The organism is Streptomyces sp. NPDC029296, assembly GCF_055569255.1.
Genome location: NZ_JBVHXT010000031.1, coordinates 71,962 through 95,217, shown reverse-complemented (window position 1 = coordinate 95,217; position 23,256 = coordinate 71,962). Strand labels below are relative to the sequence as shown.

The following is a 23,256-nucleotide window of genomic DNA, read 5'->3' as shown; positions in this document are numbered from 1 at the left end:
GAGGGGTACTCGGGAAGCCTTCCGGGTTACGAGCCGACCTGCGCGGTCACCAGGTCCGAGAAGGTGGTCAGCCGGGTGTAGACACCCGGGTAACCGGCCTCCGCGCACCCCTCGCCCCAGGAAGTGATCCCTGCCAGGACGCCCCCGATGAGCAGGGGACCGCCGCTGTCGCCCTGGCAGGTGTCCACGCCGCCGGACGTGTATCCGGCGCATACCATGTCGGACTGGACGAAGTCCGCACCGTAGGAGGAACGGCAGCTGGAGTCGGACACGACCGGCACGGTCGCGGTCCGCAGCTGGTTGGAGGAGCTGCCGTTCTCCGAGGTGGTCCCCCAGCCGAGGATCCGGGCCGTGGTCCCGGCCGCGTAGACGCTCGTCTGGGCGGAGGTGACGTACTTGGCCGTGGTGTACGGCATCGACGTCGACAAGGTCAGCACGGCCACGTCGTCGCCGTTGGTGGCGTCCGTGTAGCCGGGGTTGATCCAGATCCTGCTGACCCGGCTCACCGTGCCGTTGGTGCCGTTGAGGTAGGTCCGGCCCCCGACCACGCGGACGCTGCCCGTGGTCTCGCCGACCATGCAGTGCGCGGCCGTCACGACCTTCGTGGGAGCCACCAGGGTGCCGCCGCAGAACTGGTTCTGGGACGCGTCCGTGATCTGCATCATGAACGGGTACGCGCTCGTCGTGGTGGTCGTACCGCCGACGACGGGCTGGGGCGCGGCGCTCGCCGTGGGGGAGGCGAGCAGCGCGGTCGCCGCGGCGGCGGCGGTGGCCACCAGGGTCGCGGCGGTCTTTCTCACACGTCTGGGCCCGAACATGAGTCTCCTCAGTGGGGGTTGCACCGGTGGGGGATCGCGCGGGTGTCGGTGGGCGGTGTGCACGGGGAGGTCGCAGGACCGACCCCGTGTGCCCGGGCGAGCGGCACGCCCATTACGCTAGGACCCGGAACCCACGGCCCCCAATGAGGGAACCCCCTAAGGGGCTGGGTGAGGGAAAACCCTCGGTCCGGTTCAGTTAACTAGGGCCCCGCTCAGCGCGCCCGTCGAGCCGCCGCCAATCGGACGATGTCGACCCGCGACCGGATCCCCAGTTTGCGGTAGACCCGGGTCAGGGTCGCCTCCACCGTCTTCACGCTGATGAACAGCCGGGCCGCGATCTCCCGGTTGGTGGCCCCCTCCATGACCAGCGCGGCGACCTGACGCTCCATCGCGGCCAGCACCTCCAGCGCGGCCGGTGCCTCCGGCCGGTCCGGCACCGGGTCCGGCTCGGGAGCGGCGAGCGTGTCCTCCACCTGGCGCAGCCAGGGCAGCGCCCGGCAGCGCCGGAACATCCGGCCGGCCTCGTCGAAGGCCGCCGCCCCGGGCCCCCGGCCGCGCAGCCGGGCCAGCGCGAACGCGGCCCGCGCCTCCTCCAGGCCGTAGCCGAGCTTGCCCAGCCGGTCCTGAGCGGACGTCAGCTGGGCGACGGCGGCCTCCCGGTCGCCCCGGGCGGCGCGCACCAGCGCCTCGGACCGGTCCAGCACGGCGAGCACGCTCTCCCGGCCGAGCCGGAGCGCGTGCTCCCGGCTCGCGTCGATGACGTCCTGCGCCTCGGCCACCTCGCCGGCGCGGACCAGCGCCTCGGCCAGGTCCCCCTGCCAGCGGCCCCGGGCCGGGTCGGTGATGCCGAGGCCCAGCTCCAGGCTGCGCACCCGGCGCAGCGCACGCACGGTGCCCGCCGGGTCCCCGGCCACCAGCTGCGCGTACCCGAGGGCGCCCAGCGCCCGGGAGAGGTACATCTGGTCGCCGTCCTCCTCGGCGTGCTGCACCGCCTCCCGGGCGAGCGCCAGCGCGCGGTCCACATCGCCGCCGGAGGCCTCCGCGAGGGAGGTGAGCATCGCCGAGGCGGTCTCGCCGATGCCCGAGTCCCGGGCCAGCCGCAGGCTGTCGCGGGCCAGGTCCAGGGCGCGCCCGCAGTGTCCGGCGCGCAGCTCGGTCTCGGCGAGGCCGCGCAGGAAGTGCACCTCGCTCTCCACCGAGCCGCGCCGGCGCACCTCGCGCAGCAGGGCGGTCACGGTGGCCCGGGCCTCGGCGAGCTGGTCGCCCATCACCAGCCAGCGGAACCGGGCGCTGCCCGCCCCGTTGTGATGCCACGCCACCCGGGGGTCCTGGGGCTCGCGCAGGGCCCGTTTGATGGTGCGGGGTGCCTCCGGATGACCCATCAGGGTCTCGGTCTGCGCCTGGAAGGCGAGGGCGAGCAGCTCGGTGCGCCGGTCCTGGCCGCGCGCGGCCAGCTCGGCGGCGTGCGCGGCGGCCTGCCGTGCCTCGGTGAAGTCGCCCTCCACGATCAGCGCCCGCCAGGCCAGCTGGTAGTGGACCAGGGCCAGCAGCCGGGGGTCGTCGCCGGCGTCGGCGAGGGCCTGCGGGAAGACGGCGTCGACCTCGGTCATGGTGTGGCCGGCGGTGTCGATGACGATGATCCAGGCCCGTACCCGGTCGGCGGGCACACTCGCCCGGGTGAGCACCTCCCGGGCGATGTCCCGGGCCAGGTCGACCTCGCCGGCGGTGATCGCGTCCTCGGCGGCGGCGAGCCGGCGCTCCTCCGGGCCGGGGCTGCCGCCGGCGGGGGTGTGCCGGGCGGCGAGCAGCCCGAGCTGGGCGGCGACCGAGGGCGCCCCCCGGTCCCGGGCGAGGGCCGCGGCCCCGGCGAGCCGGGCGGCCACCCCCGGGTCGGTGCCGGTGGTGGCCAGGGCCAGGTGCCGGGCCCGCTCTATCGGGTCGGAGGCGGCGGTGGACAGCGCCGCGTGCGCCGCCCGCCGCTCGTGCGCGGGTGCCTCCGCGTACAGCGCGGCGGAGATCAGCGGGTGCGCGAACCGTACGGCGGGTGCGTCGGGCCCGGTGGCCAGCAGCCCGAGTTCGGCGGCCTGGGCGCACTCGGCCTCGGCGTTCTCCCGGCCGGCCGCGCGCAGCAGCGCCGGGGTGGGGCGGGCGCCGGCGCTGGCCACCAGCAGGGTGCGGCGGGCCTCGACCGAGAGCAGGTCCAGGCGGCTGAGGACCAGGGCGCGCAGCGAGGTCGGCACCGGCAGCGGCTCGCCGGGCCGGGGCGGGGTGGGGCTGTCGGCGAGGGCGCGGCCCAGTTCCAGCGCGAACAGCGGGTTGCCGCCGCTGGTGCGGTGGATCTCGCGGACCGTGGAGCGGGGCAGTCCGCCGTGGCCGCGGTGGTCGAGCAGCTGGGCGACCTGGGCGCGGGTGAGCGGGCCGAGCCGGACGGCCAGGGTGCCCGGCGGACAGGCGCGCAGCTGACGGTCGTACTCCTGGCTCTCCTGGCCCTCCGTGCGCACCGCGCACAGCAGTTGCACCGGCGTGCCCTCCAGGCGCCGGGCGGCGAAGCCGAGGAGTTCGGCGCTGGCCGGGTCCAGCCACTGCAGGTCGTCGGCGACGACCAGGACCGGGCCGTCGGCGGCGAGCGCACGCAGCGCGGAGAGCACCGCCAGGCGCAGCGCGAGACCGTCGCGCTGGAGGCTGGACTCGCCGCGGCCGGTGAGCGCCGACTCCAGGGCGATGCGCTGGGCGGCGGGCAGCCGGGGGGAGACCTCGTCGAGGACCAGACCGAGCAGATCGGCGAGGGCGAGGAACGGAAGATGGGATTCGGACTCCGTCGCCGAGCACCGCAACACCGTGCGCGCGGTGGCGCCGTATTCCTCGGCCAATGCCCGCAGCGCGGTGGATTTCCCTATTCCGGCGGGGCCGTGGAGCAGCACACTGCCCCCCGAGGCGAGTTGCCCGCGGGCGCCGGCGAACAGCTCTTCGCGGCCGATGACCAGGTCGGGGCGGCACCTGGCAGACTCCTGGAAGTCCCGTCGCACGGTCACCGCTCCCCTCCTGTGTCGTGTCCGGGCCAAATTCTAGGCAACGATCCCTGAAATTCGGACGGAAGCCGTGGTGAGGGAAATAACAAACGGTCAAGCAGAGGGAAATGCAAAGCGGCGCCGGAGGAATGGGCGGGTTTCCCCGCCGTCTTCGGGCTAGGGCAGCAGTCCCGCCCCGCGGGCCGCGCTCACCGCCTCTCCTCGTGTGTGGGCGCCCAGCTTCCGCATCGCCGAACGCAGATGGCTCTTGACGGTTTCCGGGCCGATGCCCAGCCGCTCGGCCACCGTCGCGTTGGTGGCTCCCGCCGCCACCCAGGACAGCACGTCCAGCTCGCGTGGCGCCAGGGTCACGCCCCCGGCTCGCGGCGGCGTGGTGAGCAGCCCGCAGGCGGCGAGCAGTTCGGCCCGCAGCGCCGGGTCGGGGATCCGGGGCGCCAGCGCCCGCAGCGCCGCGTGCGCCTCGCGCACCTGTTCCCGGGCGGCGCCCGGGCCGGCCGGGGCGGGCCCGGTCCGGGCCGCGGCCAGCAGGCCGCGCGCCTCGTCCCGTACCACCAGCGCCTGCTCCACGTCCCGCGCCGCCGACACCGCGGCGTCCAGCGTCCGGTCGCCCAGCGGCCGGGGCGAACGCAGCGCGCCGTAGAGCACCCCGCGCACCCGGCGCCGCACCACCACCGGCACCGCGAGCACCGCGCGGATGCCCTCGGCGGCCACCGGGGCGTCGTACTCGTGGCTGATCCGCCGGGAACGCGAGTAGTCCGGCACCGCGCACGGCCGGGCCAGCGCCACCGCCCTGCCGCCCAGCCCGGTGCCGGAGGTCACCGCGAGCGAGCGCAGCGCCGGCGTGGCCGTGCCGCTCAGCTCGCTGATGCGGATGTGCGGCCGGCCGGGCTCGACCAGGCCGCCGAAGGCGACGGGCAGCCCCGTGGCGCGCCGCAGCCGGGCCAGCGCGCCGTGTATCTCCGCCGCCGCCACGGCCTCTGCTGCCACCTCGTCGCTCCTTCGGTGCGGTCCACCCCGTTCGGGGGTAGTGAGACCCGCATCACGGATTAGACGATGCCGGGGAGCCGCCCGGCAATGGTCCGGTACCGAGGAGGACGTGGATGACGGAGACCGAGACGTTCCGCAGGGCCCGGGACTTCCTGCTGGAACACCGCGAGGACTACGCCACCGCCTACGAGGGCTTCCGCTGGCCCCGGCCCGGACACTTCAACTGGGCGCTGGACTGGTTCGACGTCATCGCCGAGGGCAACGACCGCACGGCGCTGCACATCGTCGAGGAGGACGGCACCGAGACCCGGCTCTCCTTCGCCGAGCTGTCCGAGCGCTCGGGCCGGGTGGCCCGGTGGCTGCGCGAACGCGGGGTCGCCGCGGAGGACCGGATCCTCGTCATGCTCGGCAACCAGGCGGAGCTGTGGGAGACCGCGCTGGCCGCGATGAAGCTGCGCGCGGTCGTCATCCCGGCCACCCCGCTGCTCGGCCCGGCCGATCTGCGCGACCGGGTGGAGCGGGGCCGGGTGCGGCACGTGATCGCCCGGGCGGAGGACACCGCCAAGTTCGACGGCGTGCCCGGCGCCTACACCCGGATCAGCGTCGGCGGCCTGCCGGAGGAGGGCTGGGAGCCGTACGAGGACGCCCGCGCGGCCCCCGCCGACTTCGTCCCGGACGGCCCGACCCTGGCCGACGACCCGCTGATGCTGTACTTCACCTCGGGCACGACCGCCCGCCCCAAGCTGGTCGAGCACACCCACACCTCGTACCCGATCGGCCACCTGGCCACCATGTACTGGATCGGGCTCCGGCCCGGCGACGTGCACCTGAACATCTCCTCGCCCGGCTGGGCCAAGCACGCCTGGTCCAACCTGTTCGCTCCGTGGAACGCCGAGGCGACCGTCTTCGTCGTCAACTACACCCGCTTCGACGCCACCCGGCTGATGGCCGAGATGGACCGCGCCGGCGTCACCACCTTCTGCGCCCCGCCGACCGTGTGGCGGATGCTCATCCAGGCCGACCTGACCCGGCTGGAGAACCCGCCCCGCGAGGCCGTGGCCGCCGGTGAACCGCTCAACCCCGAGGTCATCGAACGGGTCCGGCGGGCCTGGGGGGTGACCATCCGGGACGGCTTCGGCCAGACCGAGACCGCCGTGCAGGTCGCCAACACCCCCGGCCAGCCGTTGAAGACCGGTTCCATGGGCCGCCCCAGCCCCGGCTTCCGGGTGGAACTCCTCGACCCGGTCTCCGGCGCGCCCGGGGCCGCCGAGGGCGAGATCGCCCTGGACCTGGCCGAGCGCCCGGCCGGCCTGATGACCGGCTACCACGGCGACCCGGACCGCACGGCCGAGGCCATGGCGGGCGGCTACTACCGCACGGGGGACATCGCGACCCGGGACGAGGAGGGGTACCTCACCTACATCGGGCGCAGCGACGACGTGTTCAAGTCCTCCGACTACAAGGTGAGTCCGTTCGAGCTGGAGAGCGCGCTGCTGGAGCACGAGGCGGTGGCCGAGGCGGCCGTGGTGCCCGCCCCCGACGAGCTGCGGCTCGCCGTGCCCAAGGCGTACGTCGTGCTCGCCGAGGGCTGGGAGCCCGGACCCGGCACCGCGAAGGCCCTCTTCGAGCACTCCCGCGAGGTGCTCGCCCCCTACAAGCGCATCCGCAGGCTGGAGTTCGGCGCCCTGCCCAAGACCGTCTCCGGCAAGATCCGCCGGATCGAGCTGCGCGAGGCCACGGCCGCGGGCTCGTCCGCCGAGTACCGCGAGGAGGACTTCCGGTGACCACGCCCGCCCCGGCCTCCGGGACCGGGTCCCCCTACGTCCCCGGGACCGGGTCCCCGCACACCCGGGGGCCCCGGCTCGCGTACGCCCACGGGACGGGGACCACCCCGCTGCTCGGCGACACCATCGGCGCCGACCTGGACCGGGCCGTCGCCGCCTGGCCGGACCGCGAGGCGCTCGTGGACGTGCCGTCGGGCCGGCGCTGGACCTACGCCGAGTTCGGCGCCGACGTAGACCGGCTGGCGTACGCGCTGCGCGCGAGCGGCGTCGCCAAGGGGGACCGGGTGGGCATCTGGGCGGTCAACCGCCCGGAGTGGGTGCTGGTCCAGTACGCCACCGCGCGACTCGGCGCGATCATGGTGAACATCAATCCCGCGTACCGCACCCACGAGGTCGCCTACGTCCTCGAACAGGCCGGTGTTTCCTTCCTGTTCGCCTCCCTCGAACACAAGACGAGCGACTACCGCGCGATGGTCGAGGAGGTGCGGCCCGGGCTGCCCGGGCTGCGGGAGACGGTCTACTTCGGCGACCCGGGCTGGGACGCGCTGCTCGCGCGCGCCACCCCCGGGGCCGCGGCGGAGCCGTTCGCGGAGCTGTCCTGCGACGACCCCGTCAACATCCAGTACACCTCGGGCACCACGGGCTTCCCCAAGGGGGCCACCCTCTCCCACCACAACATCCTCAACAACGGCTACTTCGTGGGGGAGATGATCGCGTACACCGAGCGGGACAGGATCTGCGTCCCGGTTCCCTTCTACCACTGTTTCGGCATGGTCATGGCCAATCTGGCCGCCACCTCCCACGGCGCCTGCCTGGTCATCCCGGCCCCCTCCTTCGACGCGAAGGCCACGCTGGAGGCGGTCGAGCGGGAGCGGTGCACGTCCCTGTACGGCGTCCCGACCATGTTCATCGCCGAGCTGAACCTGCCGGGCTTCGCGGACCACGACCTGTCCTCCCTGCGCACCGGCATCATGGCGGGCTCGCCCTGCCCGGTGGAGGTGATGAAACGGGTGGTCGCCGAGATGCACATGGAGCAGGTCTCCATCTGCTACGGCATGACGGAGACGTCACCGGTGTCGCTGCAGACGCGGATCGAGGACGACCTGGAGCACCGCACCGCCACCGTCGGCCGGGTGCTGCCCCACCTGGAGGTCAAGATCGTCGACCCCGCCACCGGGGTGACCCTGCCCCGGGGAGCGACGGGGGAGTTGTGCACCCGCGGGTACAGCGTGATGCTCGGCTACTGGAACGCGCCGGAGAAGACGGCCGAGGCGGTCGACGCCGGCCGCTGGATGCACACGGGGGACCTCGCGGTGATGCGCGAGGACGGGTACGTGGAGATCGTCGGCCGGATCAAGGACCTGATCATCCGGGGCGGCGAGAACGTCTACCCGCGCGAGATCGAGGAGTTCCTCCACGCCCACCCCGGGATCCGGGACGTCCAGGTGGTCGGGGTGCCGCACGAGCGGTACGGCGAGGAGGTCCTCGCCTGTGTCGTCCCGAGCGACCCCGCGCGGCCGCTCACCCTCGCCCAGCTGCGGGACTTCTGTGCGGGCCGTCTCGCGCACTACAAGATCCCCAGCCGGCTCGAACTGCTCGACTCCTTCCCGGTGACGGTGTCCGGGAAGGTGCGCAAGGTCGAGCTGCGGGAGACCTACGGAACCTGAGACGCCCCGCACCCCCCGGAGGGCCGCCCGTGCCGCACGGGCGGCCCTCTCGCGTTTTCCGGTGGCCGGACCGCTCTTGACGGCCTTCCTCCACCCCCTTACATTGCTTCCAGATAGTAGAAGTTATATTCCGCAATACGGAAAAGATTGCGGAGATCGACATTCGGGAGACCGTGCTCACCGCGGGGCGCGACGGGAGTACGCATCCGAGAGGCCGAAGCAGGAGTACTCGATGGCTCGTATGACCGCTGCCCGTGCGGCAGTTGAGATCCTCAAGCGCGAGGGCGTCACCGACGCCTTCGGTGTGCCGGGCGCGGCGATCAACCCGTTCTACAAGGCCCTCCAGCAGGGCGGCGGCATCCACCACACCCTCGCCCGCCACGTCGAGGGCGCCTCGCACATGGCCGAGGGCTACACCCGTACCAAGCCGGGCAACATCGGCGTGTGCATCGGCACCTCCGGTCCGGCCGGCACCGACATGATCACCGGCCTGTACTCGGCCATCGGCGACTCCATCCCGATCCTGTGCATCACGGGCCAGGCGCCGACCAGCGTGATCCACAAAGAGGACTTCCAGGCCGTCGACATCGCCTCGATCGCCAAGCCGGTCACGAAGATGGCGGTGACCGTCCTGGAGGCCGCCCAGGTCCCCGGCGTCTTCCAGCAGGCCTTCCACCTGATGCGCTCCGGCCGTCCCGGCCCGGTCCTGATCGACCTGCCGATCGACGTGCAGCTCACCGAGATCGAGTTCGACCCGGAGACCTACGAGCCGCTGCCGGTCTACAAGCCCACCGCGACCCGCGCCCAGATCGAGAAGGCCCTCACCTTTCTTCTGGAGTCGCAGCGCCCGGTCATCGTGGCCGGCGGCGGCATCATCGGCGCCGACGCCTGCGACCTCCTGGTCGAGTTCGCCGAGCTGACCCAGACCCCGGTCGTCCCGACCCTGATGGGCTGGGGCACGCTGCCCGACGACCACGAGCTGAACGCCGGCATGGTCGGCGTGCAGACCTCGCACCGGTACGGCAACGCCAACTTCCTGGCGTCCGACTTCGTCCTCGGCATCGGCAACCGCTGGGCCAACCGCCACACCGGCTACAAGCTCGACGTCTACCGCGAGGGCCGCAAGTTCGTCCACGTCGACATCGAGCCCACCCAGATCGGCAAGATCTTCCCGCCGGACTACGGCGTCGTCTCCGACGCGAAGGCCGCCCTGGAGCTGTTCGTCGAGGTGGCCAAGGAGCTGAAAGCGGCCGGCAAACTGCCCGACCGCGGCGACTGGGTGGCCTCCACCCAGGAGCGCAAGGCCACCCTGCTGCGCCGTACGCACTTCGACAACGTGCCGATGAAGCCGCAGCGCGTGTACGAGGAGATGAACAAGGCCTTCGGCCCCGAGACGCGCTACGTCACCACCATCGGCCTGTCCCAGATCGCCGGCGCGCAGATGCTGCACGTGTACAAGCCGCGCCACTGGATCAACTGCGGCCAGGCCGGCCCGCTCGGCTGGACCATCCCGGCCGCGATCGGCGTCGCCAAGGCCGACCCGGACTCCCCGGTCGTCGCGCTCTCCGGCGACTACGACTTCCAGTTCCTGATCGAGGAGCTGGCGGTCGCCGCGCAGCACAGGATCCCCTACGTCCACGTCCTGGTGAACAACGCCTATCTGGGCCTGATCCGCCAGGCGCAGATCGGCCTGGACATCAACTTCCAGGTCAACCTGGAGTTCGAGAACATCAACACGCCCGAGATCGGCGTCTACGGCGTGGACCACGTCAAGGTCGCCGAGGGACTCGGCTGCAAGGCGATCCGGGTCACCGAGCCGGACCAGCTGGGCGCCGCCTTCGAGCAGGCCAAGAAGCTGGCCGCCGAGTACCGGGTGCCGGTCGTCGTCGAGGCGATCCTGGAGCGGATCACCAACATCTCGATGAGCCGCACCATGGACATCAGCGACATCAGCGAGTTCGAGGACCTGGCCACCGAGCCGGGCCACGCGCCGACCTCGATCAAGACGCTGAAGGTCTGACGCACAGAGCCAGGGGCGGCCCGCCCGGGGGGACGGGCCGCCCCTTCGTCATGCCCTCAGTCGAATCCGCCGCCCCCGGACCCCCCGCCGTAGTCGTGGCCGCCGCCGTGTTCGTACCCGGTGTCCGAACCGCCGCCCTGGTCCCGGTCGTCGCCGTCCCAGCCGGCCGGGGCCTCGCCGTACACGCCGTACTCGTCATCGAAGTACCGGCGGTGGCCGGGGCCCCGGCCGAACGGGAAGCGGCCTTCGTCGGCGAGCGCGCCGCGGCCGGTGAGCCCGCCCCGGCGGGCGAAGTCCGGTACGAGAACGGTCAGGGCCCGTTCGCCGTACAGCGCGACGGCGAGCAGCAGTTCCTCCTCGGACAGGCCCCCCGGGTCCCGCGGCAGCGGCCGGCGCTCGCGCAAGGCCGTCAGCGCCCGGCGGGCGGCGCGGGTGCGGCGGGGCGGCAGCGGGCGCAGCAGCCCCTCGGCCGTCAGCCCGGCCCGCAGCCGGGCGAGGGCCCGGCGCACCACGGCCCGGCCGGGCAGCTCCGCCGGTCCGGCGGGGCGGTACAGGCCGGTGCGGACCGCCTTCTCCAGCGGATGCCGGTACGGCGCCGCACCGCCCGCCGCGGTCTTGCGCAGCGTGCCGGGCCGGCCCGCCTCGACGGCGCCGCGCAGGTGCAGGGCGAACACGGCGACGGTCACGGCGGCGCGGTCGCCCCCGCGCAGCAGCGCGACCGCGTACGGATCCGACGGAACGGCGACCGGCGTCGTGCGGCCCATGAGACACCCCCGAACGGGGCCCGCCGCCCCCGTGCAGGCGGGCCCCGTGTGCCGATACTGTGCCCGCCGCGGGCGGCCGTCGCAGCCTCGTCGGCGCTGTTCAGAGCTTCATTTGAGGGTTGCGTAGCCCGTCTACGACCCCTGTCGTAGACGGCGTGGCTAGAAGTCGTGCCCACTCATCCCGGGCCAGTCGTCCGGGCCGCCGCCCTGCCATTCGACCAGGTCGCTCACCTCCACCTCGATCCGGTCCAGGTCGGCCAGCCGGAGGATCTCCACGACGTCGTCCAGGTGCGAGGCGATCCCCAGGGTCACGTCCCCCTCGGTGACCCGCCGGGAGCCGTCCAGGGCGGGGGAGTGGACCACGATGTGCGGGTGCTGTGTCGGGTTGCCCATGCCTTCAGCGTGCTGCGGACACCGGGGAGGCGCACGCCGGGGAGCGGCCCCGGACAGCGCGAAGCGCCCCCTCCGGACCGGAGGGGGCGCTTCGTTCTGCCAAGTGGTAGCCGTCCGACGGCGCGAGGCTGGGCGCGACAGGTCGATCGCGCCGCCGGACGGGGCCTGGGTACCTCCGGCGGCGGGGCCGGAGGATGGGGCTGGGACCGCGGTGACGGCGACGGAGGCGGACTGTCCCCTCCCTCTGGTCGAGAGGGGAGCCCGGGTCTCCTTCACCACCGCACTGGCTCGCACGCCACCGCGGTCCTCGCCCTGCCCGCCGTACCCGGGTGATCACCCCTCATCCGGATCACCCGGGGCGGCGGGGTCTTCGCGTCCGGGGCACGACCTCCCCGTCACGTCCCGGACGCAGCCTTGGGACTCAGTCCTCGCGCAGGGCGCGGACCGCCTCCTCCACGCGCTTGCCGTACTCGGGGTCGGCGGCGTGGAAGTGGGCCAGGTTCTTCTCGATCACGTCGTCGCGGGAGACCTGCGAGAGGCCGCCGGCGATGTTCGCGACCAGACGGGACTTCTCGTCGTCCGACATCAGCCGGTACAGCTCGCCGGCCTGGAAGAAGTCGTCGTCCTTGGTGTGCAGCGGAGCCACGTGGCTGCCCGTGTGACCGGCCACCGCGAGCGGGGCGGACAGCGGGCGGCCGGTCTCCACCGGGCCGTCGTAGGAGTTCGGCTCGTAGTTCTTGGCGTGCCGGCCCTGGCCGTTGACCGCCATGAAGCCGTCGCGGCCGTAGTTCTGGGCACCGCCCGGGACCGCCTTCGGGGCGTTCACGGCGAGCAGGGTGTGGTTGACGCCGAGGCGGTAGCGGTGGGCGTCCGCGTAGGCGAACAGCCGGCCCTGGAGCATCTTGTCCGGGGACGGGCCGATGCCGGGCACGAAGTTGTTCGGGGAGAACGCGGCCTGCTCGACCTCGGCGAACACGTTGTCCGGGTTGCGGTCGAGGACCAGGCGGCCCACGCGCTGGAGCGGGTAGTCCTTGTGCGGCCAGACCTTGGTCAGGTCGAACGGGTTGAAGCGGTAGTCCGCCGCCTCGGCCGCCGGCATGATCTGCACGTGCAGCGTCCAGGACGGGTGCACACCCCGCTCGATCGCCTGGAGCAGGTCGGTCTGGTGCGAGTTGGGGTCCTTGCCCGCCAGCTCCTGCGCCTGCTCGGCGGACAGGCAGCGGATGCCCTGGTTCGTCTTGAAGTGGTACTTGACGAAGAAGGCCTCGCCCTTGGCGTTCGTCCACTGGTAGGTGTGCGAGCCGAAGCCGTCCATGTGGCGGTACGACGCCGGGATGCCGCGGTCGCCCATCAGCCAGGTCACCTGGTGCGTGGCCTCGGGGGCGTGCGCCCAGAAGTCCCAGACGTTGTCCGGCTCCTGCTTGCCGGTGAACGGGTCGCGCTTCTGCGAGTGGATGAAGTCGGGGAACTTCAGCGGGTCCTTGATGAAGAACACCGGGGTGTTGTTGCCGACGAGGTCGTAGTTGCCCTCCTCGGTGTAGAACTTCACCGCGAAGCCGCGCGGGTCGCGGACCGCGTCGGCACCACCGAGGGAGTCGGCGACCGTGGAGAAGCGCACGAACACCTCGGTGCGCTTGCCGATCTCGGCGAGGAAGTCGGCGTGGGTGAAGCCGGTGACGTCGTCGGTCACCTCGAAGTGGCCGTAGGCGCCGGAACCGCGGGCGTGCACGACACGCTCCGGGATCCGCTCGCGGTTGAAGCGCGCGAGCTTCTCCAGGAGGTGCTGGTCCTGGATCAGGAGCGGGCCGCCGACGCCGGCGGAGGCGGAATTCTGGTTGTCGGCGACCGGTGCGCCGGACTCTGTCGTGAGCACGCGCTTCGACATCGTGGACCTTCCGTGCGGGTGTCAGCGGAAAACTGTTTCCGCTTTGTGGAGCCTAGAAGTGGGGTGAACTGAGCGTCAACACTTTGTTGAATTCGATTCCGGGCCGCGGCGCCGCCTGGGCGCGACAGGACAGGTGTCAGCGGCGCCGCGGCCCGGAAGTGCGAGGGGCCGTCAGACCTGGGCGCCGGACAGGCGCTCGACGGCCCGCAGCAGGGCCGAGTGGTCCAGGCCGCCGTCGCCCTGGGCGCGCAGGCTGGCGACCAGCTGGGCGACCACGGCGCCGACCGGCAGGGCCGCGCCGACGTTGCGGGCGGCGTCGGTGACGATGCCCATGTCCTTGTGGTGCAGGTCGATGCGGAACCCGGGCTTGAAGTCGCGGTTGAGGAAGTTGTCCTTCTTGCGCGTCAGCACGGTGGAGCCGGCCAGACCGCCGTTGAGGACGTCCAAGGCCGCCTGGAGGTCCACGCCGGACTTCTCCAGGAAGACCACGGCCTCGGCGCACGCCTGGATGTTCACGGCGACGATCAGCTGGTTGGCGGCCTTCACGGTCTGGCCCGAGCCGTGCGGACCGCACAGCACGATGGTCTTGCCGAGGGCCTCGAAGACCGGCTTGGCCTCGTCGAAGTCGGCCCGCTCGCCGCCGACCATGATGGACAGCACCGCTTCGACGGCGCCGGCCTCGCCGCCGGACACCGGGGCGTCCAGCACCCGGATGCCCTTGTCCTTGGCGGCCTTGGCGAGGTCCACCGAGGTCTGCGGGGTGATCGAGGACATGTCGATCAGCAGGGTGCCGGGCCGGGCGTTCTCCAGGATGCCGTCCGGGCCGTAGGCGATGGCCTCGACCTGCGGGGAGGCGGGCACCATCGTGACGACCACGTCGGCGTCGCGCACGGCCTCGGCGATCGAGCCGGCCGCGGTGCCGCCGGCGGCGGCCAGGCGGTCCAGCTTCTCCTTCTCCAGGGTGTAGCCGGTGACCTGATAACCCGCCTTGATCAGGTTCTCGGACATGGGGGAGCCCATGATGCCGAGGCCGATCCACGCGATCGCGGGGCGGGTCGGGCGGGAAGAAGCTGCGAGGTTGCTCATGTTCAGGGTGCCTCTCTTACTGCGGCTGTACGTCTGTGAAGGGCGGCCGGTGTGCGGGGGCCGGCGGCTCAGCGGGCCGCGCGGGCCTCGCGCGGGAGCCAGTCGAACGCCTCGGCGCTCGGGCGGTCGCCCGGCTTGTACTCCAGGCCGACCCAGCCGTCGTAACCGGCCTTCCGCAGCCGGCCGAGCAGCTCCTCGAGGGGGAGCGAGCCGGTGCCGGGGGCACCGCGGCTGGGGTTGTCGGCGATCTGCACGTGCCCGGTCTTCGCCGTGTGGGCGTCGATGACCGCGGGCAGGTCCTCGCCGTTCATGGACAGGTGGTACAGGTCCATCAGGAACTTGGCGTTCCCGAGGCCCGTCGCCGCGTTCACCTTGTCGACGACCTCGATCGCGGCCGGCGCCGACACCAGCGGGTACAGCGGCGACTCGGGCTTGTTCAGCGCCTCGATCAGCAGGATGGCGCCGATCCGGTGGGCCGCCCGGGCCGCGAGGACCAGGTTCTCCAGGGCGAGCGCGTCCTGTTCGGCCGGGTCCACGCCCTCGACCCGGTTGCCGTACAGCGCGTTGAGCGCCGTGCAGCCGAGGGAGGCCGCGAAGTCGGCGGCCACGTCGATGTTGGCGCGGAACCTCTCCGACTCCTCGCCCGGCAGCGACAGGGCGCCGCGGTCGGGGCCCGGCAGCCGTCCGGCGTAGAAGTTCAGGCCCGTGAGCCTGACCCCCGCGTCCTCGATCGCCTTCTTCAGGGCGTCCAGTTCGGACCGGGGCGGGGTGGGGGAGTCGATCCAGGGCCACCACAGCTCGACCGCGGTGAAGCCCGCCGCGGCGGCGGCCGCGGGGCGCTCCAGGAGCGGGAGTTCCGTGAAGAGGATCGACAGGTTGACGTTGAAGCGCTGGTCTGCGGCGGTGCTCCACTCGAAACCCGGCATTCGGGCCGCGCTCCCTTCCGTGGGTCGAGATTCCGTATTACGGAAGTTCGTTTCTGCGTAATGGAAGATTGCCGTCGTGTGTCGCCGCTTGTCAAGGGGGGTCCGCGAGAGCCGTCCCCCGCGGCCGTCCCGCGCGTTAGGTTGAGCGCGTGCGATTGAGAGTGGAGTTCACGACCGAGCCCTTCGACCTGGAGGAGGCGCCCGCGCACGCCCTGGTGGCGCGCGAGGTCATAGAGACGGCCGAGCTGGACGCCGTGGACGTCGGGCCCTTCGGCAACACCGCCGAGGGTGGCGCCGACCGCGTGCTCGGCGCGGTGGAGGCGTTGCTGCGCAAGGCCCTCCAGGCCGGTGCCACCCGGGTCTCGCTCCAGGTCAACGTGATCGGTGACGGAACCGGGGAGGGTGATAGGTGACCGGGGACGAGCCCTTCATCGCGGCGGTGAAGCCGCTGGTCGACGCCATGGGCGGGACGATGCTCCCGCCCGACGAGGCGGGCCCCGAGGACGTCGTTCTCGCCTGGGAGGGTGCCGACGTCGTCGCCGTGCGCCTGCCCCAGCTCGCCGACTCCCTCGACCACATCCTGGCCGCCATGGAGCGCCGGGAGGGCCGGCCGCTGGCCGACCTGGACCGCAGGGCCAAGCAGGAGGTCGTCCGGATCCTGGAGGCGCGCGGCGCGTTCTCCGTGCGGCACGGCGTGGAAACCGTGGCGAGCGCGCTCGGCGTCAGCCGCTTCACGGTCTACAACTACCTCAACCGCGAGAAGGGCGTCTGACCGGGCCGAATCGGGGGCGCAAGGGCCGTTCGGCCCCCAACCCGGCTTGTTACGCGGAATTTTCAACAAAGTGTTGACGTGGTGTTTCCGAGGGCGTTAGCTATCCGCAGCCCGTTCAGCACAACGGCCCGAAGCGGCCACGGAGGCTCCCGTGACGACGACTTCCACGCCCCCGGGTCTGGCCCGGTTCAACGATCTGGGGGAGCGCGAGGCCCTCGCCGCCCTCCACGAGGCGTGCGCCTCCACGGAGTGGGCCCGGCGACTGCTCGCCACCCGCCCCTACTCCACCCCGGAGGACCTCTACACCGCCAGCGACGCCGCCATGGCCGAGCTGACCGCCGCCGATCTGGCGGAGGCGATGGCCGGGCACCCGCCGATCGGGCGGCCCAAGCCCGGCGACCCGACCTCCGCCCGCGAGCAGCGCGGCATGGCCGGTGCCTCCGAGGAGCTCAAGGCGGAGATGCTCGAACTCAACCTGGCCTACCAGGAGAAGTTCGGGCATGTCTTCCTCATCTGCGCCACCGGCCGGACCGGCGAGCAGATGCGCGACGCGGTCAAGGAGCGGATCGGCAACTCGCCCGAGCAGGAGCGGGAGATCGTCCGCACCGAGCTGGGCAAGATCAACCGCATCCGACTGGCCCGACTCGTCGAAGAGGACGCCTGACACCATGAGCACCAGCACCACCGCCTCCGTGTCCACGCACATCCTGGACACCTCGATCGGCCGCCCCGCCGAGGGCGTCGCCGTCCACCTCTTCGCCCGCCCGGGGCGCGAGGCGGACTGGCAGGCGCTCGGCGGCTCGGCGACCGACGCCGACGGCCGGTGCAAGGACCTGCCGGCCCTGCCGGAAGGGACCACCCACGTGCGGCTGGACTTCGCGGTCGAGCCGTACTTCGAAATTTCTGCGAAGAAGCAAGCCGATGCGCAGCAGGACGCCCCCGCGAATCGGGACAGCGGTGCCGTGTTCTTCCCCGAGGTGGCGATCACCTTCGCCGTGGTGCCCGGGGAGCACTACCACGTACCGCTGCTGCTCAACCCGTTCGGCTACTCCGTTTACCGAGGGAGCTAGCTACATGCCGACCATCCTGGGACAGAACCAGTACGGCAAGGCCGAGAACCGAGTCGTCAAGATCACGCGGGACGGCGCCACCCATCACATCAAGGACCTCAACGTCTCCATCGCGCTGAGCGGCGACATGGAGGAGGTCCACTACTCGGGCTCCAACGCCAACGTCCTGCCGACCGACACCACCAAGAACACGGTGTTCGCGTTCGCCAAGGAGTACGGCATCGAGTCCGCCGAGCAGTTCGGCATCCACCTCGCCCGGCACTTCGTCACCAGCCAGGAGCCGATCCACCGGGCGCGCATCCGCATCGAGGAATACACCTGGGAGCGGATCGAGACCTCCGACGCCAACAGCAAGTTCATCGGCGCCGACGACGTCAAGCACTCCTTCGTCCGCAAGGGCCAGGAGGTCCGCCTCACCCAGATCACCTTCGACGGTGAGAAGTGGGAGGTCATCTCCGGCCTGAAGGACCTGGTCGTGATGAACTCGACCAACTCCGAGTTCTGGGGCTACGTCAAGGACAAGTACACCACCCTCCAGGAGGCGTACGACCGTATCCTCGCCACCCAGGTCGCCGGCCGCTGGCGGTTCAACTGGACCGACGACGCCCAGAAGATGCCCAACTGGGAGAAGTCCTACGAGCAGGTGAAGAAGCACATGCTGCACGCCTTCGCCGAGACGTACTCCCTCTCGCTCCAGCAGACGATGTACCAGATGGGCTCGCGCATCATCAACAACCGCAGCGAGATCGACGAGGTCCGCTTCTCGCTGCCCAACAAGCACCACTTCCTCGTGGACCTGGAGCCGTTCGGTCTCAAGAACGACAACGAGGTCTACTTCGCCGCCGACCGTCCCTACGGCCTCATCGAGGCCACCATCCTGCGGGACGGCTGTGAGGCACGTATCCCGGTCGACATGACCAACCTCTGACGCGGGACGCCCGCCCCCGGCCCGGCCTGACGGGCCGGGGGCGCGCTACACCGGAGGGAACAAAATGGCACAGCCTGCAAAGGGGCCGGCGAAAGCCCCGTGTTCCACCCCGCCGGTGCACATCGAGGACGCCGTCACGTCCGTGCACCCGGTGGACGAGAAGCTCCACCCCTCGCGGCTCGTCCCCGCCGCGCTCCAGCACATCGCCGCGATGTACGCAGGCGTTGTCACTCCTCCGCTCATCATCGGCCAGGCCTGCGGGCTCGACATCGCGGCCCGCACCCGGCTCATCGCCGCGAGCCTGCTGATCGCGGGCATCGCGACCATCCTGCAGACCATCGGCGTCAAGGGCTTCGTCGGCAACCGGCTGCCCTTCGTCAACGCCGCCTCCTCCGCCGGCATCGCCCCCATCCTCGCGATCGCCGAGACCAACGGCCAAGGGCACCAACTCCCCGCGATCTACGGCGCGGTGATGGTGGCCGGCGCCTTCTGCCTGGTCCTCGGCCCGTTCTTCGGCAGGCTGCTCCGCTTCTTCCCGCCCCTGGTCACCGGCGTGGTCATCACCCTGATCGGCGTCACGCTGATGCCCGTCCCGGTCGGCTGGGCCCAAGGCGGCGACAAGACCGCCGCCGACTTCGGCGACATGCGCTATCTGGCGCTCGCCGGGTTCACCCTCGCCGTCATCCTGCTGATCCAGCGCTTCGGCAGGGGCTTCGTCAAACAGGTCGCCCTGCTCTTCGGGCTGCTCATCGGCACCCTGGCCGCGATCCCCTTCGGCATGGCCGACTTCAGCGGCATCAAGTCCGCGCCCGTCGCCGCGCTGCCCGCCCCGTTCGCCTTCGGCGCCCCGGAGTTCCAGCCCGCCGCCATCCTCTCGCTGTGCATCGTGATGCTGGTGCTGATGACCGAGTCCAGCGCCGGCATGCTCGCCCTCGGCGAGATCTGCGACCGCCGCGCCGACGCCCGGACCATCACCCGGGGCCTGCGCACCGACGGCCTCGCCACCCTGCTCGGCCCGGTCTTCGGCGGCTTCCCCACCTCCGCCTTCGCCCAGAACGTCGGCGTCGTCTCGCTCACCCGGGTACGCAGCCGGTACGTCGTCGCCGTCGCCGGCGGCAGCCTGATCATCCTCGGCGCCTTCCCGGTCCTCGGCGCGGTCGTCTCCCTGGTCCCCATGCCGGTCCTCGGCGGCGCCGGCATCGTGCTCTTCGGCTCCATCGCCGTCAGCGGCATCCGGACGCTCTCCGAGGCGGGCCTGGACGACAGCTCCAACATCATCCTGGTGGCCGTGGCACTCGGCGCCGGCATCATCCCGCTGGCCGCACCGACCTTCTACGCCGACTTCCCGGCCTGGGCGCAGACCGTCCTCGGCTCCGGCATCAGCGCGGGCGCGCTCGTCGCCGTCCTGCTGAACCTGTTCTTCCACCATCTCGGCACCCGGGGCCGGCAGCCGGCCCCGGCACTCAAATCCTCCTAGGGTCCTGCCGTGCCCTCCCCGTGGTAACCCCCTGGGCCACGGGCCGCCACTGAAAGACAAGGAAGCACGATGGCACCATCGGCAGCCCAGCGCGTCGTCATCGAGAACTGCGCGATCGCCACCGTGGACGCGGGCGACACGGAGTACGCCTCCGGACACCTCGTCCTCGCCGGCAACCGGATCGAGGCGGTCGGTGCGGGCAAGGCACCCGAGGGACTGGAGAACGTGGTGCGCCGGATCGACGGGCGCGGCCATCTGGCCACGCCCGGCCTGGTCAACACCCACCACCACTTCTACCAGTGGATCACCCGGGGCCTGGCCACCGACCACAACCTGTTCGACTGGCTGGTCGCGCTCTACCCGACCTGGGCGCGGATCGACGAGCGGATGACGTACGCGGCGGCGCGGGGATCGCTCGCCATGATGGCCCGCGGCGGAGTCACCACCGCCATGGACCACCACTACGTCTACCCGCACGGCTCCGGCGACCTGTCCGGGTCGATCATCCGGGCCGCCGCCGAGACCGGCGTGCGCTTCACGCTGGCCCGCGGCTCGATGGACCGCAGCGAGAAGGACGGCGGGCTGCCGCCGGACTTCGCCGTCGAGACCCTGGAGGGCGCGCTCGCCGCGACCGAGGAGACCGTCAAGAAGCACCACGACGCCTCCTTCGACGCGATGACCCAGGTGGCGGTCGCCCCCTGCTCCCCGTTCTCGGTGTCCACCGAACTCCTGCGCGAGGGCGCCGCACTGGCGCGCCGGCTGGGCGTACGGCTGCACACCCACGGCTCGGAGACGGTGGAGGAGGAGAAGTTCTGCCACGAGCTGTTCGGCATGGGCCCCACCGACTACTTCGAGTCCACCGGCTGGCTCGGTGAGGACGTGTGGATGGCGCACTGCGTCCACATGAACGACTCCGACATCGAGGCGTTCGCCCGCACCCGGACCGGTGTCGCCCACTGCCCGTCGTCCAACGCACGCCTCGCCGCCGGCATCGCCCGCGTCCCCGACATGCTGAAGGCGGGCGTCCCCGTCGGCCTCGGCGTCGACGGCACCGCCTCCAACGAGTCCGGCGAGCTCCACACCGAGCTGCGCAACGCCCTGCTGATCAACCGGCTCGGCGCGCACCGCGAGGCCGCGCTGAACGCCCGTCAGGCGCTGCGGCTCGGCACCCACGGCGGCGCCCAGGTCCTCGGCCGGGCCGACCAGATCGGCTCGCTGGAGCCCGGCAAGCTGGCCGACGTGGTGCTGTGGAGGATGGACACCCTCGCCCACGCCTCCATCACCGACCCGGTGACCGCGCTGGTCTTCGGCGCGGCGGCCCCGGTCACCGCGTCCTTCGTCAACGGCCGGCAGATCGTCGAGGACGGCCGCCTGCTGACCGTCGACGAGGACGCCGTCGCCGTCAGCACCCGCGAAGAGGCCCAGCGCCTCGCCCGGATCGCCGCGCAGGGCTGACCGGCGGTTTCACCCAGGACTCCGGCCGGGAGGGACGGCTCCCGGCCGGGACCGTGGATCCGAGCGGGATCCACGGGACGCCGTCCCCGGGGCGCGTGCGCACGCACGCCTCCCGGGGCCGGCCACCCCCACGCACCCCCGCACCCCTCCACGCGCACCCCCACACGCGCACACCCCCACGTCGCCCCACACCCCCACCCACTCGTCACCGCTCATCGAGCCACCCCCCGCGAGGTCCCGCACGACCGCCCGCACCACCTCCATGAAACCCACGTCGACGACGACGTGTCACCCGCCCGGAGGAGCCGCCGTGGCCGCCCATCCCGTAGACGAGAAACTCCCCGCCCTGAAAATGGCGACCAGCGGCCTGCAGCACGTGGCCGCCATGTACGCCGGTGTCGTCGCACCCCCGCTCATCGTCGGCACGGCCATCGGCCTCAGCGCGACCGAGCTGACCTTCCTCACCGGTGCCTGCCTGTTCACCGCCGGCCTCGCCACCTTCCTCCAGACGCTCGGCATCTGGAAGATCGGCGCCCGGCTGCCCTTCGTCAACGGCGTCACCTTCGCCGGTGTCGCCCCCATGACCGCGATCGTGGCCTCCACGGAGGACAAGTCCGACGCCCTGCCGGTCATCTTCGGCGCGGTCATCGTCGCCGGACTCCTCGGCTTCGTCGCGGCACCCTTCTTCAGCAAGGCGATCCGCTTCTTCCCGCCGGTCGTCACCGGCTCCGTCATCACCCTGATCGGCGTCTCCCTGCTCCCCGTCGCCTTCGGCTGGGCACAGGGTCCCGACACCCGGGCCCACGACTACGGGTCGACCACCTACCTCACCCTGGCCGGCCTCACCCTGCTGATCGTGCTGCTGCTGCGCCGCTTCACCCGGGGCTTCGTCAAGCAGATCGCCGTGCTGATCGGCCTGGTCGCCGGCACGCTCCTCGCGATCCCGTTCGGCGTCACCGACTTCGGCCCGGTGGCCGAAGCCGACGTGGTCGGCTTCCCCACCCCGTTCCACTTCGGCGCCCCGCAGTTCCAGCTCGCCGCGATCCTCTCGCTGTGCGTGGTCATGGTGGTCTCGATGACCGAGTCGACCGCCGACATGCTGGCCCTCGGCGAGATCGTCGAACGTCCCGCCGACGAGAAGACGATCGCGGCCGGCCTGCGCGCCGACACCCTCGGATCCGCGCTCAGCCCGCTGTTCAACGGCTTCATGTGCAGCGCCTTCGCCCAGAACATCGGCCTGGTCGCGATGACCCGGATCCGCAGCCGGTACGTCGTCGCGACCGGCGGCGGCTTCCTGGTCCTGATGGGCCTGTGTCCGATGGCCGCCTCGCTCATCGCGGTCGTGCCCCGGCCGGTCCTCGGCGGCGCCGGCATCGTCCTGTTCGGCTCGGTCGCCGCGAGCGGCATCCAGACCCTGGTCCGGGCCGGCCTGGACAAGGACAACAACGTACTGATCGTGGCCGTGTCCCTCGCGGTCGGCATCATCCCGATCACCGCGCCGGAGTTCTACCACTCCTTCCCGGAGACCGCGAAGATCGTCCTGGACTCCGGCATCTCCACCGGCTGTGTCACGGCCGTGGTGCTCAACCTCCTCTTCAACCACCTCGGCAAGGGCCGCGAGGCCCAGGACGTCACCCACCCCATGGAGGCGGGGGAGGAGATCGCCGCCGTCCGCTGACACCGGGCACGGGGACCCGGCCGGCCGGGGGAGACGGGACCGCCGTCACCCCCGGCCCGGTCGTGTGCGCGGATGGTCTACAGGCCGAACAGGGCGGGGTCCGCGGCCAGTTCCTTGAACACCGCGCGCGGGTCGGCGACCAGCTTGCGTTCCGTGAGGTTCATCATGCCGCCCACCGCGGTGACCTCGGCGGCGAGCGTGCCGTCGGTCTTGCGTATCTCCTGCCGGATCCGGAACGTCTTGCCCTCGCCCCACTCGAAGGCGCACGTCACGTCGACCTCGTCACCGGCGAGCAGCTCCCGCCGGAAGCCGATGGTGGTCTCCAGCGCCACCGGGCCCACGCCCTGGCCCACGAGCCGGGCCTGGCTGATCCCGGCGGCCTGGAGCAGCGACCAGCGGGCGTGTTCGGCGTAGTTGAGGTATACCGCCTGGTTGAGATGCCCCTGGGTGTCGGTCTCGTAGCCGCGGACGGTCACCCGGACGGAAAACGGTTCGGCCACTGCGCGCCCTTCTCGTG

Annotated in this window: 20 protein-coding genes; 11 read left to right on the top strand and 9 right to left on the bottom strand. The window is 71.9% G+C overall.

Annotated features, from left to right (window positions below; genetic code table 11):
• Positions 1-26: 26 nt before the first annotated feature.
• The 3 genes from ACZ4W9_RS26030 to ACZ4W9_RS26020 form a co-directional block, all read right to left on the bottom strand.
• Positions 27-818: a S1 family peptidase gene (locus ACZ4W9_RS26030; RefSeq protein ID WP_467939827.1), complete on the bottom strand. Its 792-nt coding sequence runs from the start codon at positions 816-818 to the stop codon at positions 27-29.
• Positions 819-1,030: 212 nt separating this feature from the next.
• Entirely contained in the window at positions 1,031-3,850 is a 2,820-nt protein-coding gene (locus ACZ4W9_RS26025; protein ID WP_467939825.1) for an ATP-binding protein, read from the bottom strand.
• A 153-nt stretch (positions 3,851-4,003) separates the two neighbouring features.
• A complete protein-coding gene (locus ACZ4W9_RS26020; protein ID WP_467939823.1) occupies positions 4,004-4,834 on the bottom strand; it encodes a helix-turn-helix transcriptional regulator in 831 nt (276 codons plus the stop codon).
• Between the two features lie 113 nt (positions 4,835-4,947).
• Here ACZ4W9_RS26020 and ACZ4W9_RS26015 point away from each other — a divergent pair, with 113 nt between their 5' ends.
• The 3 genes from ACZ4W9_RS26015 to gcl all read left to right on the top strand — a co-directional run bounded on the left by ACZ4W9_RS26015 (position 4,948) and on the right by gcl (position 10,305).
• Positions 4,948-6,618: an AMP-binding protein gene (locus ACZ4W9_RS26015; RefSeq protein WP_467939821.1), complete on the top strand. Its 1,671-nt coding sequence runs from the start codon at positions 4,948-4,950 to the stop codon at positions 6,616-6,618.
• A gap of 110 nt (positions 6,619-6,728) precedes the next feature.
• On the top strand, positions 6,729-8,285 hold the full coding sequence (locus ACZ4W9_RS26010; protein WP_467939877.1) for an AMP-binding protein: 1,557 nt from the start codon (positions 6,729-6,731) through the stop codon (positions 8,283-8,285).
• Positions 8,286-8,517: 232 nt separating this feature from the next.
• The gene (gene gcl / locus ACZ4W9_RS26005) at positions 8,518-10,305 is read left to right on the top strand and encodes a glyoxylate carboligase (RefSeq protein ID WP_467939819.1); all 1,788 of its coding nucleotides are present in this window, start codon (positions 8,518-8,520) and stop codon (positions 10,303-10,305) included.
• A gap of 56 nt (positions 10,306-10,361) precedes the next feature.
• Here gcl and ACZ4W9_RS26000 read toward each other — a convergent pair whose 3' ends face one another.
• The 5 genes from ACZ4W9_RS26000 to ACZ4W9_RS25980 all read right to left on the bottom strand — a co-directional run bounded on the left by ACZ4W9_RS26000 (position 10,362) and on the right by ACZ4W9_RS25980 (position 15,359).
• On the bottom strand, positions 10,362-11,069 hold the full coding sequence (locus tag ACZ4W9_RS26000) for a TIGR04222 domain-containing membrane protein (RefSeq protein ID WP_467939817.1): 708 nt from the start codon (positions 11,067-11,069) through the stop codon (positions 10,362-10,364).
• Between the two features lie 159 nt (positions 11,070-11,228).
• A complete protein-coding gene (locus ACZ4W9_RS25995; protein WP_467939815.1) occupies positions 11,229-11,462 on the bottom strand; it encodes a hypothetical protein in 234 nt (77 codons plus the stop codon).
• A 421-nt stretch (positions 11,463-11,883) separates the two neighbouring features.
• Entirely contained in the window at positions 11,884-13,347 is a 1,464-nt protein-coding gene (locus tag ACZ4W9_RS25990) for a catalase (RefSeq protein WP_467939813.1), read from the bottom strand.
• A 171-nt stretch (positions 13,348-13,518) separates the two neighbouring features.
• The gene (locus ACZ4W9_RS25985; RefSeq protein WP_467939811.1) at positions 13,519-14,433 is read right to left on the bottom strand and encodes a 2-hydroxy-3-oxopropionate reductase; all 915 of its coding nucleotides are present in this window, start codon (positions 14,431-14,433) and stop codon (positions 13,519-13,521) included.
• 68 nt (positions 14,434-14,501) lie between these two features.
• Positions 14,502-15,359 carry a TIM barrel protein gene (locus ACZ4W9_RS25980; protein ID WP_467939809.1) on the bottom strand — a complete coding sequence of 286 codons (858 nt, stop codon included), beginning with the start codon at positions 15,357-15,359 and terminating at the stop codon, positions 14,502-14,504.
• Between the two features lie 149 nt (positions 15,360-15,508).
• Here ACZ4W9_RS25980 and ACZ4W9_RS25975 point away from each other — a divergent pair, with 149 nt between their 5' ends.
• From ACZ4W9_RS25975 to ACZ4W9_RS25940, 8 genes are all read left to right on the top strand, one after another.
• Positions 15,509-15,772, top strand: coding sequence for a YkoF family thiamine-binding protein (locus ACZ4W9_RS25975; protein ID WP_467939807.1), 264 nt, complete (start codon positions 15,509-15,511; stop codon positions 15,770-15,772).
• Between the two features lie 47 nt (positions 15,773-15,819).
• Positions 15,820-16,131 (top strand): helix-turn-helix domain-containing protein, encoded by a 312-nt coding sequence (locus ACZ4W9_RS25970; RefSeq protein WP_467939875.1) that lies wholly within the window; start codon positions 15,820-15,822, stop codon positions 16,129-16,131.
• 151 nt (positions 16,132-16,282) lie between these two features.
• On the top strand, positions 16,283-16,795 hold the full coding sequence (gene uraD, locus ACZ4W9_RS25965; RefSeq protein WP_467939805.1) for a 2-oxo-4-hydroxy-4-carboxy-5-ureidoimidazoline decarboxylase: 513 nt from the start codon (positions 16,283-16,285) through the stop codon (positions 16,793-16,795).
• A gap of 4 nt (positions 16,796-16,799) precedes the next feature.
• Positions 16,800-17,201, top strand: a complete 402-nt coding sequence (gene uraH, locus ACZ4W9_RS25960; protein WP_467939803.1) for a hydroxyisourate hydrolase — start codon at positions 16,800-16,802, stop codon at positions 17,199-17,201.
• Positions 17,202-17,205: 4 nt separating this feature from the next.
• Positions 17,206-18,129 (top strand): factor-independent urate hydroxylase, encoded by a 924-nt coding sequence (gene pucL / locus ACZ4W9_RS25955; RefSeq protein ID WP_467939801.1) that lies wholly within the window; start codon positions 17,206-17,208, stop codon positions 18,127-18,129.
• Positions 18,130-18,193: 64 nt separating this feature from the next.
• Positions 18,194-19,606, top strand: a complete 1,413-nt coding sequence (locus ACZ4W9_RS25950; RefSeq protein WP_467939799.1) for a nucleobase:cation symporter-2 family protein — start codon at positions 18,194-18,196, stop codon at positions 19,604-19,606.
• 69 nt (positions 19,607-19,675) lie between these two features.
• Positions 19,676-21,061 carry an 8-oxoguanine deaminase gene (locus ACZ4W9_RS25945; RefSeq protein ID WP_467939797.1) on the top strand — a complete coding sequence of 462 codons (1,386 nt, stop codon included), beginning with the start codon at positions 19,676-19,678 and terminating at the stop codon, positions 21,059-21,061.
• A 310-nt stretch (positions 21,062-21,371) separates the two neighbouring features.
• Complete coding sequence (locus ACZ4W9_RS25940) at positions 21,372-22,739, top strand: nucleobase:cation symporter-2 family protein (RefSeq protein WP_467939795.1); 1,368 nt, start codon at positions 21,372-21,374, stop codon at positions 22,737-22,739.
• A 77-nt stretch (positions 22,740-22,816) separates the two neighbouring features.
• On the opposite strand, the gene ACZ4W9_RS25935 is transcribed toward ACZ4W9_RS25940, so the two are convergent.
• Positions 22,817-23,239 carry an acyl-CoA thioesterase gene (locus tag ACZ4W9_RS25935; RefSeq protein ID WP_467939793.1) on the bottom strand — a complete coding sequence of 141 codons (423 nt, stop codon included), beginning with the start codon at positions 23,237-23,239 and terminating at the stop codon, positions 22,817-22,819.
• Between the last annotated feature and the right edge of the window lie 17 nt (positions 23,240-23,256).

Bases quoted from the DNA above. Each gene is read 5' to 3' on its own strand.
- ACZ4W9_RS26030 (WP_467939827.1), bottom strand. From the start codon at position 818: ATGTTCGGGCCCAGACGTGTGAGAAAGACCGCCGCGACCCTGGTGGCC.
- ACZ4W9_RS26015 (WP_467939821.1), top strand. From the start codon at position 4,948: ATGACGGAGACCGAGACGTTCCGCAGGGCCCGGGACTTCCTGCTGGAA.
- gcl (WP_467939819.1), top strand. From the start codon at position 8,518: ATGGCTCGTATGACCGCTGCCCGTGCGGCAGTTGAGATCCTCAAGCGC.
- ACZ4W9_RS26000 (WP_467939817.1), bottom strand. From the start codon at position 11,069: ATGGGCCGCACGACGCCGGTCGCCGTTCCGTCGGATCCGTACGCGGTC.
- ACZ4W9_RS25995 (WP_467939815.1), bottom strand. From the start codon at position 11,462: ATGGGCAACCCGACACAGCACCCGCACATCGTGGTCCACTCCCCCGCC.
- ACZ4W9_RS25990 (WP_467939813.1), bottom strand. From the start codon at position 13,347: ATGTCGAAGCGCGTGCTCACGACAGAGTCCGGCGCACCGGTCGCCGAC.
- ACZ4W9_RS25985 (WP_467939811.1), bottom strand. From the start codon at position 14,433: ATGAGCAACCTCGCAGCTTCTTCCCGCCCGACCCGCCCCGCGATCGCG.
- ACZ4W9_RS25980 (WP_467939809.1), bottom strand. From the start codon at position 15,359: ATGCCGGGTTTCGAGTGGAGCACCGCCGCAGACCAGCGCTTCAACGTC.
- ACZ4W9_RS25970 (WP_467939875.1), top strand. From the start codon at position 15,820: ATGGGCGGGACGATGCTCCCGCCCGACGAGGCGGGCCCCGAGGACGTC.
- uraH (WP_467939803.1), top strand. From the start codon at position 16,800: ATGAGCACCAGCACCACCGCCTCCGTGTCCACGCACATCCTGGACACC.
- pucL (WP_467939801.1), top strand. From the start codon at position 17,206: ATGCCGACCATCCTGGGACAGAACCAGTACGGCAAGGCCGAGAACCGA.
- ACZ4W9_RS25950 (WP_467939799.1), top strand. From the start codon at position 18,194: ATGGCACAGCCTGCAAAGGGGCCGGCGAAAGCCCCGTGTTCCACCCCG.
- ACZ4W9_RS25945 (WP_467939797.1), top strand. From the start codon at position 19,676: ATGGCACCATCGGCAGCCCAGCGCGTCGTCATCGAGAACTGCGCGATC.